Origin of the sequence: Enterobacter sp. YSU (assembly GCF_016082135.1) — a bacterium.
Lineage (GTDB): Bacteria > Pseudomonadota > Gammaproteobacteria > Enterobacterales > Enterobacteriaceae > Enterobacter > Enterobacter hormaechei_C.
Window position 1 is genome coordinate 1,717,883 of record NZ_CP059487.1, and the last position, 12,452, is coordinate 1,730,334.

General features: G+C 56.5%; 12 protein-coding genes. 7 read left to right on the top strand and 5 right to left on the bottom strand.

Translation table 11 applies throughout. The features are described 5' to 3' along the window. Both rhaA and rhaB read right to left on the bottom strand, forming a co-directional pair. Window positions 1-1,260, bottom strand: coding sequence for an L-rhamnose isomerase (rhaA, locus tag H2Z33_RS08315; RefSeq protein ID WP_045142625.1), 1,260 nt, complete (start codon window positions 1,258-1,260; stop codon window positions 1-3). Further along, window positions 1,257-2,726 (bottom strand): rhamnulokinase, encoded by a 1,470-nt coding sequence (rhaB, locus tag H2Z33_RS08320; protein ID WP_063135448.1) that lies wholly within the window; start codon window positions 2,724-2,726, stop codon window positions 1,257-1,259. Before rhaB ends, rhaA begins: the two co-directional genes overlap by 4 nt. Before the next feature lie 301 nt (window positions 2,727-3,027). On the opposite strand from rhaB, the gene rhaS reads away from it, so the two are divergent. Both rhaS and rhaR read left to right on the top strand, forming a co-directional pair. Continuing rightward, window positions 3,028-3,864, top strand: a complete 837-nt coding sequence (gene rhaS, locus H2Z33_RS08325) for an HTH-type transcriptional activator RhaS (protein ID WP_015569934.1) — start codon at window positions 3,028-3,030, stop codon at window positions 3,862-3,864. Window positions 3,865-3,937: 73 nt separating this feature from the next. Then, complete coding sequence (gene rhaR, locus H2Z33_RS08330) at window positions 3,938-4,786, top strand: HTH-type transcriptional activator RhaR (RefSeq protein WP_017382695.1); 849 nt, start codon at window positions 3,938-3,940, stop codon at window positions 4,784-4,786. Here rhaR and rhaT read toward each other — a convergent pair whose 3' ends face one another. Next, window positions 4,787-5,821: an L-rhamnose/proton symporter RhaT gene (rhaT, locus tag H2Z33_RS08335; RefSeq protein ID WP_017694058.1), complete on the bottom strand. Its 1,035-nt coding sequence runs from the start codon at window positions 5,819-5,821 to the stop codon at window positions 4,787-4,789. Window positions 5,822-6,109: 288 nt separating this feature from the next. Here rhaT and sodA point away from each other — a divergent pair, with 288 nt between their 5' ends. Both sodA and yiiM read left to right on the top strand, forming a co-directional pair. Beyond that, window positions 6,110-6,730, top strand: a complete 621-nt coding sequence (gene sodA, locus H2Z33_RS08340) for a superoxide dismutase [Mn] (protein ID WP_003861999.1) — start codon at window positions 6,110-6,112, stop codon at window positions 6,728-6,730. 66 nt (window positions 6,731-6,796) lie between these two features. Further along, window positions 6,797-7,480, top strand: a complete 684-nt coding sequence (gene yiiM, locus H2Z33_RS08345; RefSeq protein ID WP_063135449.1) for a 6-hydroxyaminopurine reductase — start codon at window positions 6,797-6,799, stop codon at window positions 7,478-7,480. Window positions 7,481-7,523: 43 nt separating this feature from the next. Here the strand turns inward: yiiM and cpxA are convergent, their stop codons facing one another. Further along, complete coding sequence (gene cpxA, locus H2Z33_RS08350) at window positions 7,524-8,897, bottom strand: envelope stress sensor histidine kinase CpxA (protein ID WP_015569937.1); 1,374 nt, start codon at window positions 8,895-8,897, stop codon at window positions 7,524-7,526. Beyond that, the gene (cpxR, locus tag H2Z33_RS08355; RefSeq protein WP_003862004.1) at window positions 8,894-9,592 is read right to left on the bottom strand and encodes an envelope stress response regulator transcription factor CpxR; all 699 of its coding nucleotides are present in this window, start codon (window positions 9,590-9,592) and stop codon (window positions 8,894-8,896) included. The genes cpxA and cpxR overlap by 4 nt, the downstream gene beginning before the upstream one ends. A 150-nt stretch (window positions 9,593-9,742) precedes the next feature. Between cpxR and cpxP the strand changes: the two genes are divergently transcribed. The 3 genes from cpxP to pfkA all read left to right on the top strand — a co-directional run bounded on the left by cpxP (window position 9,743) and on the right by pfkA (window position 12,434). Continuing rightward, window positions 9,743-10,249 (top strand): cell-envelope stress modulator CpxP, encoded by a 507-nt coding sequence (gene cpxP, locus H2Z33_RS08360; RefSeq protein ID WP_003862006.1) that lies wholly within the window; start codon window positions 9,743-9,745, stop codon window positions 10,247-10,249. A 153-nt stretch (window positions 10,250-10,402) separates the two neighbouring features. Then, complete coding sequence (gene fieF / locus H2Z33_RS08365; protein ID WP_017382698.1) at window positions 10,403-11,287, top strand: CDF family cation-efflux transporter FieF; 885 nt, start codon at window positions 10,403-10,405, stop codon at window positions 11,285-11,287. A 184-nt stretch (window positions 11,288-11,471) separates the two neighbouring features. Continuing rightward, entirely contained in the window at window positions 11,472-12,434 is a 963-nt protein-coding gene (gene pfkA, locus H2Z33_RS08370; RefSeq protein ID WP_003862009.1) for a 6-phosphofructokinase, read from the top strand. Window positions 12,435-12,452: the final 18 nt, after the last annotated feature.

The following is a 12,452-nucleotide window of genomic DNA, read 5'->3' on the forward strand; positions in this document are numbered from 1 at the left end:
TTACTGACGAGCGGCAAGAACGTCTTTCTCATATGCCCGCACGTTGTCCAGCCACTGGCTGCCCGCAGGCGCATCGTGACGCTGGCAGTACATCTCCCACACCGCCTGCCACGGCAGGGATTTCTGCTCTTCCAGCAGCGCCAGGCGCGCGGTGTAGTCGCCGTTTTCTTCCAGCTGTTTCAGGGCGGCGACAGGCTCCAGCAGCGCGCGCAGCAGGGCTTTCTTCATGTTGCGGGTGCCGATAACCCACGCCGCGATGCGGTTGATGGAAGCGTCGAAGAAGTCGAGGCCAATGTGTACGCGGTCGAACAGATCGTGGCGGATGATTTCGCTGGCAATCGCCTGGGTTTCGTCATCCAGCAGCACCACGTGGTCGCTGTCCCAGCGCACCGGGCGGCTGACGTGCAGCAGCAGGCGCGGCACGTAGAGCATGGCGGCGGAGATCTTGTCGGAGATCACCTCGGTTGGGTGGAAGTGACCGGCATCCAGGCACAGCGCGGTCTGGCGGCTGGTGGCGTACCCCATGTAGAACTCGTTTGAGCCCACGGTGTAGCTCTCTGCGCCAATGCCGAACAGCTTGCTTTCCACGGCGTCGATGTGGTGCGCCGGGTCCAGCTTCTCGCTGATGGCTTCATCCAGCGCGGCCAGCAGGCGCTGGCGCGGGGCCAGACGGTCGACGGTGATGTCCTTCATACCGTCCGGGATCCAGATGTTCATCACCGACGGTGTGCCAAGCTGCTCGCCGAAATACGCAGAAACGCGGCGGCTGGCTTTGACATGGTCGATCCAGAACTGGCGGATTTCGTCGTTGGCGTGCGCAAGGGTAAAGCCGTCCGCGCTCAGCGGGTGCGAGAAGCAGGAGGGGTTAAAGTCCAGGCCCAGCTTGTTGGCTTTCGCCCACGCCACCCAGTTCGTAAAGTGCTCCGGTTTGATTTCATTACGCGCCACCGGCTCGTCGGATTCGAGATAAATGGCGTGCAGATTCAGGCGCTTTGGCCCGGGGATCAGGCTCAGCGCCAGCTCCAGATCCGCACGCAGTTCGGTGGCGTTGCGCGCTTTGCCCGGGTAGTTACCCGTGGCCTGAATACCCCCCGTCAGGGAACCGCCCGGGTTCTCGAAGCCAGCAACGTCATCACCCTGCCAGCAGTGCATGGAGACGGGCAGACGGTCGAGCTGGCGCAGCGCCTCTTCGACATCCACGCCGACGGCGGCGAAACGCTGTTTAGCCAGGTCCCAGGCTTGTTCAAGTTGAGTGGTCATGCGCAAAGCTCCTTAGTCAGTCGTTTTTGCTGAAACTGCGCCCGGTAGCGGGCAATTTCATGGCAGGGATGGGGGGTGAAGGTGGTCAGGCTGTTATTCGCCGTCACCACCGAACGGAAATCGTCGACGTTTGAAAGTTCGTCCAGGGTCATCAGCTGAATGCCGATATTGCCGAGCGTGGAGGCTTCAATCGGACCTGCCACCACGGTAATGCCGCAGGCATCCGCGCAGAGCTGGTTCAGCAGCTGGTTCTGGCAGCCGCCGCCCACGATATGCAGCTGCGTGAACGGTTTGCCGCGAAGGTCAGCCAGCTCGCTCAGGATGTCGGCATAGAGCAGGGCGAGACTGTCAAAAATGCAGCGCGCCAGCTCGGCCGGGCTGGACGGCACCGGCTGCCCGGCCTCGACGCAGGCGGCCTGGATTTCGGCGCTCATGTGCGCCGGATTGATAAAGCGGTCGTCGTTCGGGTTAATCAGGAAGGTGCAGGCCTTCAGCGTTTCGGTTTCCGCGATAAGCGCGGGCAGGTCGGTGATGTTCTGCTCTTTCAGCACCCGCTGGAGAAGCCACAGGCCCATGATGTTCTTCAGCACCCGGTAGCGCCCTTCGGCGCCACCTTCGTTAGTGATGTTCGCCGCCAGTGCGGCATCGCTGGTGTAGGGTGTTTTGCTCTCAAAGCCCATCAGCGACCAGGTGCCGGAAGAGAGGTACGCCGCGTCTTTGCCGGCGAGCGGCGAGGCAATGACCGCGCTCGCGGTGTCGTGACTGGCGACGGCGACAACAGGGATTTCATTCCCCTGCGGGCAAAGCCAGTGGCCGATCACATTGCCCGGATGGGTTGGCGCGCCGAACCAGGACGGCGAGGCGCCCGTCCAGGCCAGCAGATGTTCATCCCAGTTATCGGTGTTGATGTTAACCAGCTGCGTGGTGGTGGCGTTGGTGTATTCCCAGTTCATGTTGCCGGTCAGACGGTAGCTTAAGTAGTCCGGGATCAGCAGCGCATGCGCCACCTTTTCGACCAGCTCTGGCTGTTGCTCAACCAGCGCGCGCAGCTGATACAGCGTGTTAAACGGCAGAAACTGAATGCCGCTGCGACCATAGATGTTCTCCTTGCCAAGCTGGGCGATGGCGTGCGCCATTAGCCCATCGGTGCGGCTGTCGCGGTAGGAGACGGGCAGGCCGACGCGTTCGCCGTGACTGTCCAGCAGTACGTAATCCACACCCCAGGTATCAATGCCGATACTGTCGATGCGAATACCGTCTTCGCAGACGTTGTGAAGTCCGGTGCGGATCTCTGCTTCCAGGGTGTCGATATCCCAGGTAACAAAACCGTCCTGTTTTTGCAGACAATTGGCGAAACGGTGCATTTCGCGAAGCGTAAGGGTGTGCAGGTCGCAGTCCCAGGTGGCGAGCATTACACGGCCGCTGGATGCGCCTAAATCGACAGCCACACAATGGCGAAAAGTCATGGTCGGGTCCTTTCTTAAGTCATTAGCGAGGAGTGTAAGAAAGGGAAGAAATAGCCACCTTCTCGCCACTGACAGCCCAAATCTCGCGCTGGCAAGAAAGCAAAGATGAACGTGAGGGAGTTCACAGTTTCCAGTAATGGCGGGGTTTGCAGGCAGTGTGACGCTGACCGCATTTCCTGATCTTTCCGTCTGTTTCTTGAAAAACCGACAGCTTTTGCGCGGTTTGCTGTCAAAAATTTAAGGTGAGCGTGGAAGGCCTTAATTACTATTTTGAGAACTTTTCTCATTGGTGGGGGCCGTTATGACCGTACTGCACAGCGTCGATTTTTTTCCTTCGGGGGCTTCGCCGGTCGCGATTGAGCCACGGCTGCCTCAGGCTGCGTTCCCGGAGCATCATCATGATTTTCATGAAATTGTGATTGTTGAGCACGGAACGGGCATCCACGTGTTTAACGGTCAGCCGTATACCATCAGCGGCGGTACGGTGTGCTTCGTGCGCGATCACGACAGGCACCTGTATGAACATACCGACAACCTTTGCCTGACCAATGTGCTCTATCGTTCTCCGGATGCGTTCCAGTTTCTCTCCGGGCTGAATCAGCTGTTGCCGCAGGAGAAGGACGGTCACTACCCCTCGCACTGGCGGGTGAATCAGTCCACGTTGCAGCAGGTGCGTCAGCTGGTGAGCCAGATGGAGCAGAGCGAGGATGGACAGGAGACGCACGCCATTGCTACCCGCGAGCTGCTGTTTATGCAGCTGCTGGTGCTGCTGCGGCGCAGCAGCCTGGTGGAAGGGCTGGAAAATAACGACGCGCGCCTGAATCAGCTGATGGCCTGGCTGGAAGATCATTTTGCCGAAGATGTCTGCTGGGAAACGCTGGCGGATGACTTTTCGCTCTCGCTGCGCACGCTGCATCGTCAGCTCAAGCAGCATACCGGGCTGACGCCGCAGCGCTACCTCAACCGTCTGCGCCTGATCAAAGCGCGGCACCTTTTACGTCATACCGACGAAAGCGTCACCGATATCGCCTATCGCTGCGGATTCGGCGACAGTAACCACTTTTCGACGCTTTTTCGCCGGGAGTTTAACTGGTCGCCGCGCGATATTCGTCAGGGGAAAGACGCGTTGCTTCAGTAACGCGAGGGCAGTCACCGTTTTTTTGCTGCAAAAAGGCTAATAATGTCCGGTTATTCGCCGTAGAGGTTGTGGTGTGGCTGCTCAGCTCATTCTTCGCAAAGATGATTTTTTTGCCTCCGCGAGTCAGGCCGTCGCGGTGGCCGACCGCTACCCGCAAAACGTCTTTGCCGAGCACACCCACGAGTTTTGCGAGCTGGTGCTGGTATGGCGAGGCAACGGCCTGCACGTCCTCAACGACCGCCCCTACCGCATCACGCGCGGAGACCTGTTCTACATCCGCGCTGAAGACAAACACTCCTACGCCTCGGTTAACGATCTGGTGTTGCAGAACGTCATCTACTGCCCCGACAGACTTAAACTGAATGTCGACTGGGCGGGCAATATCCCCGGTTTTCATGATGCCAGAGGCGAACCGCACTGGCGCTTAAGCAGCAACGGCATGGCTCAGGTGCGCCAGACGATTTCCCAGCTGGAGCAGGAGAGCCAGAAGAGCGATCCGGTGGCAAACCAGATGTCGGAGCTGCTTTTTGCCCAGCTGGTGATGACCCTGAAGCGGCATCGTTACGCTACGGATAATCCCTCCGCCACCACGCAGGAAGCGCTGCTGGATAAGCTCATCACCCGGCTTGCGGGCAGTCTGAACAAGAGTTTCGTGCTGGAAAAATTCTGCGAGCAGGAGCAGTGCAGCGAGCGCGCGCTGCGCCAGCAGTTCCGCACCCAGACGGGGATGACGGTCAACCACTATCTGCGCCAGCTGCGCATCTGCCACGCCCAGTACCTGTTACAGCATACGGAGCTGATGGTGAGTGAAGTGGCGATGCGCTGCGGCTTTGAGGACAGTAACTACTTTTCGGTGGTGTTTAACCGTGAGGTGGGGATGACGCCGGTTCAGTGGCGTCATCGCAGTCGAAAGGCAGCGTAATCAGTTCGCCATGCCGAGGCCGACGATATTGGCCGCAATGATAATCACCACACAGCCCAGGCTCAGCACGCCAACCGGACGACGCCCGGCATTGTTCCACTCTTTCAGCACCAGCCCAACCAGCCCGCCGCACAGCACGTAGAAGCTCATGTGCAGCATCCAGCTCATGTAGTCATACTGCGCCGGAATACTGGCGTGACCCCAGGCGTAGAAGAAGAATTGCAGATACCACATCAGACCGCCGAGGGCGGAGAGCAGGACGTTGGTGACGATCAGCGGTTTTGCCAGCGAGAAGTCGGCTTTTACCGACAGGTTCTTCACTTTTGCCAGACGAATGAAGCAGAAGCCGAGGTTTACCAGCGCGCCGCCGCCCATGATCACCACGTAGCTTGGCAGGGCAGCGTACAGCGGATCGACGCCCAGCGCCGCAGCGGCGTCGTGCATCGGTTTGGCGGCGTTCATGGCGAACGACATGCCCGCCGAGAATACGCCGCACATCACCGCCAGCAGCAGCCCTTTCTTCAGGTTGAACTCTTCGGCTTTGATGCCCATCTTGCGTTCTTTCAGCTGGCCTGCGCGGGTGACGATGCCCACGCCGATCACCGCCACCAGCACGCCCAGCAGCGTCATTCGCCCGCCCTGAGTGTTGATCAGCACGTCGAAGTGGCCGTTGAGGATTGGCGTCATCAGGGTGCCAACAATCAGCGTAATGCCAATCGCGATGCCAATCCCCATCGACATGCCTAGGTAGCGCATGGTGAGGCCGTAGTTGATATTACCGATGCCCCACATCGCGCCGAACAGGAATACCGGCAGCAGGGTGGAGGCGTTGAAGGAGGAGAAGTAGCCCCAGAAATCGGGCAGCAGCATGGCGCTGATTGTCCACGGCAAAATCAGCCAGGACACGGTGCCGCCAACGGACCACATGGTTTCCCATGACCAGCCTTTCACCTTTTTAAACGGGGCATAGAAACAGGCTGCACTGGCCGCGCCTATCAAATGCCAGAAAATACCCATCGTAATCGCATGATTCATTTTTACATCCTCATCGTTTTTATAGCCGGAGGCTTCCCGCCGACTTGATGAGTGTAAAAATGAGGCGGTTTGGGAACCTTCAGAAGGTTGCCGCACTTTTGTTCAGGATGGCAATCAGCACGTTAAGCACGTGAGCAGACTCACAATTTTGTCATTTATCAAAAATCTAATAACCTTATAAAAACTGCGGCATTGATAATCATTTTCAATATCATTTAATTAACTATAATGAACCAACTGCTTACGCGGCATTAACAGCTGTGCCGCCCGACAATAATGGAGAGGATTATGAGTTATACACTGCCATCCCTGCCGTATGCCTACGACGCACTGGAACCGCATTTCGACAAGCAGACGATGGAAATCCATCACACTAAACACCACCAGACCTATGTGAACAACGCGAATGCTGCGCTGGAAAGCCTGCCAGAGTTCGCTAATCTGCCTGTTGAAGAGCTGATCACCAAACTGGACCAGCTGCCGGCAGACAAGAAAACCGTGCTGCGCAACAACGCGGGCGGTCACGCTAACCACAGCCTGTTCTGGAAAGGCCTGAAAACCGGCACCACCCTTCAGGGCGACCTGAAAGCGGCTATCGAGCGTGACTTCGGTTCCGTTGACAACTTCAAAGCGGAATTCGAAAAAGCCGCTGCAACCCGTTTCGGCTCTGGCTGGGCGTGGCTGGTCCTGAAAGGTGACAAACTGGCGGTCGTTTCTACCGCTAACCAGGACTCCCCGCTGATGGGTGAAGCTATCTCTGGCGCATCCGGCTTCCCAATTCTGGGTCTGGACGTGTGGGAACACGCTTACTACCTGAAGTTCCAGAACCGTCGCCCTGACTACATCAAAGCCTTCTGGGATGTAGTGAACTGGGACGAAGCAGCAGCGCGTTTCGCCGCTAAAAAATAAGGTTGCATTGACGCCTGTGAGAAGCGAGTCTGATGACTCGCTTTTTTTGTATCTGAAGGAGTGGAGATGCATTACCCGGTGAATGTGTTTACAGGCAAGGTAAGGGAGTACGAAGGCAGCCGCCCGAGCGCCATCGCCAAAGTGCAGGTCGACGGTGAGCTGACGTTGACCGATCTCGGGCTTGCGGGTGACCAGCAGGCTGAAAAGAAAATCCACGGCGGGCCCGATCGCGCGCTGTGCCACTATCCGCGCGAGCACTATCAGCACTGGAAAGCCGAATTTCCTGAACAGGCGGACCTCTTCGTCGCCCCCGCGTTTGGCGAAAATCTCTCAACGGAGGGGCTGACGGAGAAGAACGTCTTTATCGGCGACATTTACCGCTGGGGCGATGCTTTGATTCAGGTCACCCAGCCGCGCTCACCGTGCTTTAAGCTTAATTACCATTTCGGCATTCAGGATATGTCGGCCCAGCTGCAAAACGCGGGTAAAACCGGCTGGCTGTATCGCGTTGTGCAGGCGGGACAGGTTTCGGCGGATGCGCCGCTTGAGCTGGCTTCGCGCTTGAGTGAGGTGTCGGTATACGAGGCCTGCGCAATTGCCTGGCATATGCCGTTTGATGACGAGCAGTATCACCGCCTGCTGTCAGCGGCGGGATTATCCACCAGCTGGACCAGAACGATGCAGAAGCGGCGGTTAAGCGGCAAGATCGAGAGCAGTTCGCGGAGATTGTGGGGGAAAGAGATTCCGTAGAAAGTAGGCCGGGTAAGGCGAAGCCGCCACCCGGCACATACGGTTACGAACGCTTATACAGCGGCAGCCACAGCGTTAACCTCAGCCCGCCCAGCGGGCTGTCATCGGCTTTCACCCAGCCACGGTGCTGTTGCATGGCGGTTTCAACAATCGCCAGACCTAGCCCCGTACCACCAGATTCACGGTCGCGCGCCTCGTCGGTGCGGTAGAACGGACGGAAAATCTGCTCGCGATCTTCCGGGCTGACGCCAGGACCATCGTCATCGACAATGACGGTAATCCCGTCTTTATCCACCGAAAACGCCACTTCAATCTTCGTGTGCGAATAGCGCAGGGCGTTACGCACGATATTCTCCAGCGCGCTTTCCAGCGTGTTGGGGTTACCGTAGAGCGGCCACGGGCCCGGCGGGAAGTTGACGGTGAACGATTTGCCCATCTGCTCCGCTTCGAACGCCGCGTTGTCCAGCACCTCATGCCAGAGGTGATTGGCTTTCACCGTTTCGCTCACAAGCGCGTTTTTCTGCTGATTGCGAGACATCACCAGCAGATCGTTGATCATGCTGTCCAGGCGATGCGCTTCCGTCTCAATACGCTCCAGCTCTTTGCTCTCACCGCTGCGGCGGCGCAGCAGGGCGGTACCCAGCTGTAAGCGCGTGAGCGGCGTCCGCAGCTCGTGGGAGATATCCGACAGCAGGCGTTGCTGCGCGGTCATCATGCGGTCAAGAGCAGAGACCATCTGGTTAAAACTGGTTCCGGCGGCCAGGAACTCCTGCGGCCCGGATTCCAGCTCCGGATGCTGCCTCAGGTTGCCCTGCGCCACTTCGTCCGCCGCATTTTTCAGCTTACGCGCCGGTTTCGCCAGGCTCCACGCCAGCCATAACAGCAGCGGGGAACTGACCAGCATCGTGACAATCAACAGCAAAAGCGGACGGTCAAACAGCAGGTTGATAAAGTCGGACTGTGAACTGCTCGCAGGGCGAATCAGATAGAGCTGGTAATTGTCTTCCCCATCCCGCACCGAGAAAGGACCGACCATCTCTACCCGACCATATTTCTTTTTCTGTGGGTGATCGGCATTATCCGCCTGGCCAATAAAGTTGCGGATAATCTGCATTTCATTGCGATCTGCCCCAATCACGCGGCCTTCACTGGTGACCAGTAAAAGACGTTGTCCGGGGGGCGCCCACTTGTCGATAGCGCGAAACAACCTGCGCCACCACATTAAATCGTTCGGCGGATCGTTTGCCAGCTCCGCTTCCACGTGCTGCTCGATCATCACGCCCTGACGTTGCTCGCTGTCGAGTAGCTCCGTCATCTGGCGTGAGTCGAGTTTTGGCAACATCAAAACGAGCATTAAAACCAGTGCCAGCGTCAGCCAGAAGATGGCGAAGATGCGGGCGGTTAAGCTGCCTATCATGAAGCGGAAACCATCAGATAACCGCGACCACGCAGGGTTTTAAACCAGGGATGACCGTCTTTACGCTCCGGCAGCTTACGGCGCAGGTTAGAGATGTGCATGTCGATGGCGCGATCAAACGGGGTGAGGCGTTTGCCGAGCACTTCCTGGCTTAAGTGTTCACGCGACACCACCTGGCCGAGATGCTGCGCCAGCAGATACAGCAGGGTGAACTCGGTGCCGGTTAGCTCCAGCGTTTCACCGTCGAAGCTCGCTTCCTGGCGGCCCGGGTTCAGGCTCAGGGAGTCCACTTCCAGCGTAGGTGAGCTGTTGTCGGTATTCTGCTGCTGCTCGCTCCAGTGAGAGCGGCGCAGGATCGCGCGAATACGGGCCACCAGTTCACGGTCGTTGAACGGCTTAGGTAAATAGTCATCCGCACCCAGCTCAAGGCCGAGTACGCGGTCAAGCTCGCTGCCGCGTGCAGTCAGCATAATGACGGGGGTCTGGTGTGTCTGGCGAAGCTCTTTCAACGTATCAATACCGTTTTTCTTCGGCATCATGACGTCGAGCAAAAGTAAATCGATGCTGTCGTCAAGGAGACTCAGCGCCTGCTCGCCATCATGGGCAACCAGGACGTTGAAACCTTCCATGTCGAGCAACTCTTTTAAAAGAGATGTGAGCTCTCGGTCATCATCAACTAACAGGATTTTATTCATTGTTTAAATACCTCCGAGGCAGAAATTACGACATCAAGGCTATCTAATCCATGACTTTACGTTGTTTTACACCCCCTGACGCATGTTTGCAGCCTGAATCGTAGACTGTCTCTCGTTGAATCGCGACACGAAAGATTTTGGGAGCAAGTGATGCGCAAAGTTACCGCTGCCGTCATGGCCTCAACGCTGGCCTTCAGTGCGTTTAGCCAGGCTGCTGTAGCTATCATCAGCGATAACGGTTCCTCAGCAGAGGGCGCAACGCAGCACAGCAGCCAAAGCCATATGTTTGACGGCATAAGTTTAACCGAACATCAGCGTCAACAGATGCGAGATCTGATGCAGAGGGCGAGACACGACCAGCCCCCTGTTAATGTTAGCGAAATGGAGACAATGCATCGCCTTGTCACCGCAGAAAATTTTGACGAAAGCGCTGTACGCGCTCAGGCCGAAAAAATGGCGCAGGAACAGGTTGCCCGTCAGGTAGAGATGGCGAAGGTTCGCAACCAGATGTTCCACCTGCTAACGCCCGAGCAGCAAGCGGTTTTGAATACCAAACATCAGCAACGTATGAATCAGTTGCGTGAGGTTGCACGGATGCAGCGAAGCTCAGATATGACGCTTTTCAGTAGCAATAGCAGTACCCGTAGTAACCAGTAAACCCTGTTTTCCTTGCCATAGACACCATCCCTGTCTTCCCCCACATGATGTGGGGGTTTTTTTTGCCCATTGTTCAGGTTTGTTAACGCTTTATTCATCCTTTCACTCCACCACCATCCGTTATACTAGCGCCATGGCATGACAGGAGTGTTTATGAATCAATCCTATGGACGGCTGGTAAGCCGGGCCGCAATAGCCGCGACGGTGATGGCGTCGTGTTTGCTGATCATTAAAATTTTCGCGTGGTGGTACACCGGGTCGGTCAGTATTCTGGCGGCACTGGTGGATTCACTGGTGGATATTGCCGCCTCGCTGACCAACCTGCTGGTGGTGCGCTACTCGCTGCAACCGGCGGATGAAGAGCATACGTTTGGCCACGGCAAAGCGGAATCGCTGGCCGCGCTGGCACAAAGCATGTTTATTTCGGGCTCTGCGCTTTTCCTGTTTTTGACCGGTATTCAGCATCTTATTTCGCCTTCTCCGATGAACGATCCGGGCGTTGGCGTGGTCGTAACGGTAGTTGCACTTATAAGCACACTTGTTCTTGTAACGTTCCAGCGCTGGGTTGTACGCAAAACACAAAGCCAGGCTGTACGGGCCGATATGCTTCATTATCAGTCTGATGTTATGATGAATGGGGCTATTCTTATTGCGCTTGGTCTGGCCTGGTATGGCTGGCATCGGGCCGATGCTTTGTTTGCGTTAGGGATAGGGATCTATATTTTATACAGCGCCTTGCGGATGGGGTATGAAGCGGTACAGTCGCTTCTTGACCGTGCGCTTCCGGATGCAGAACGTGATGAAATTTATGCCATCGTGACCAACTGGCCTGGCGTCAGTGGTGCTCATGATCTTCGTACGCGGCAGTCAGGGCCGACCCGCTTTATTCAGATTCATTTGGAAATGGAAGACAACCTGCCACTGGTTCAGGCGCATATGGTCGCTGAACAGGTGGAGCAGGCGATTTTGCAGCGTTTCCCTGGGTCAGACGTCATTATTCATCAGGATCCGTGCTCTGTCGTACCCAGGGCGTTTTGAGCTTTCGTAATTCGTTGTAAAAAAGTGAGCCAGAGCAGCATTTTGTGGATAAATTACCACCATATGGCCTGACCTGAATCAATTCAGCTGGAAGGGATTGATATACTATTTGCAGTATTCGACGGTTGAACAGTTTCTTCCGGCAGCAGATTTCAATTTTGCATTCCTAAGTTCAGAGGTAGTCATGATTAAGAAAATCGGTGTGTTGACAAGCGGCGGTGATGCGCCGGGCATGAACGCGGCAATCCGTGGGGTTGTCCGTGCAGCGCTGACGGAAGGTCTGGAAGTTTTTGGTATCTATGACGGTTACCTGGGTCTGTATGAAGACCGCATGGTTCAGCTCGACCGCTACAGCGTGTCTGACATGATCAACCGTGGCGGTACTTTCCTCGGTTCTGCACGCTTCCCGGAATTCCGTGACGAACACATCCGTGAAGTGGCTATCGAAAACATGAAAAAACGGGGTCTGGATGCGCTGGTGGTTATCGGCGGCGACGGCTCCTACATGGGTGCAAAACGTCTGACTGAAATGGGCTTCCCGTGCATCGGCCTGCCTGGCACCATCGACAATGACATCAAAGGCACCGACTACACCATCGGTTACTTCACCGCGCTGGGTACCGTTGTGGAAGCGATTGACCGCCTGCGTGACACCTCTTCCTCTCACCAGCGTATTTCTATTGTTGAAGTGATGGGCCGTTACTGCGGTGACCTGACTCTGGCGGCGGCAATTGCCGGTGGCTGTGAGTTCGTGGTGGTGCCGGAAGTGGAATTTAGCCGTGAAGATCTGGTCGCTGAAATCAAAGCCGGTATCGCGAAAGGTAAGAAACACGCCATCGTTGCTATCACCGAGCACATCTGTGACGTTGACGAGCTGGCGAAGTACATCGAAACCGAAACCAAACGCGAAACCCGCGCGACCGTTCTGGGTCACATTCAGCGTGGTGGTTCCCCAGGCCCGTACGACCGTATCCTGGCGTCCCGCATGGGCGCGTACGCGATCGAGCTACTGCTTCAGGGCCACGGCGGCCGCTGCGTCGGTATTCAGAACGAGAAACTGGTTCACCATGACATCATCGACGCCATTGAAAACATGAAGCGTCCGTTCAAAGGTGACTGGCTGGACTGCGCGAAAAAACTGTACTGATTGGCTCTGTTGCCCGGT

Coding starts and splice junctions, on each gene's coding strand:
- rhaA (WP_045142625.1), bottom strand. CDS start 1,260: ATGACCACTCAACTTGAACAAGCCTGGGACCTGGCTAAACAGCGTTTC.
- rhaB (WP_063135448.1), bottom strand. CDS start 2,726: ATGACTTTTCGCCATTGTGTGGCTGTCGATTTAGGCGCATCCAGCGGC.
- rhaS (WP_015569934.1), top strand. CDS start 3,028: ATGACCGTACTGCACAGCGTCGATTTTTTTCCTTCGGGGGCTTCGCCG.
- rhaT (WP_017694058.1), bottom strand. CDS start 5,821: ATGAATCATGCGATTACGATGGGTATTTTCTGGCATTTGATAGGCGCG.
- sodA (WP_003861999.1), top strand. CDS start 6,110: ATGAGTTATACACTGCCATCCCTGCCGTATGCCTACGACGCACTGGAA.
- yiiM (WP_063135449.1), top strand. CDS start 6,797: ATGCATTACCCGGTGAATGTGTTTACAGGCAAGGTAAGGGAGTACGAA.
- cpxA (WP_015569937.1), bottom strand. CDS start 8,897: ATGATAGGCAGCTTAACCGCCCGCATCTTCGCCATCTTCTGGCTGACG.
- cpxR (WP_003862004.1), bottom strand. CDS start 9,592: ATGAATAAAATCCTGTTAGTTGATGATGACCGAGAGCTCACATCTCTT.
- cpxP (WP_003862006.1), top strand. CDS start 9,743: ATGCGCAAAGTTACCGCTGCCGTCATGGCCTCAACGCTGGCCTTCAGT.
- fieF (WP_017382698.1), top strand. CDS start 10,403: ATGAATCAATCCTATGGACGGCTGGTAAGCCGGGCCGCAATAGCCGCG.
- pfkA (WP_003862009.1), top strand. CDS start 11,472: ATGATTAAGAAAATCGGTGTGTTGACAAGCGGCGGTGATGCGCCGGGC.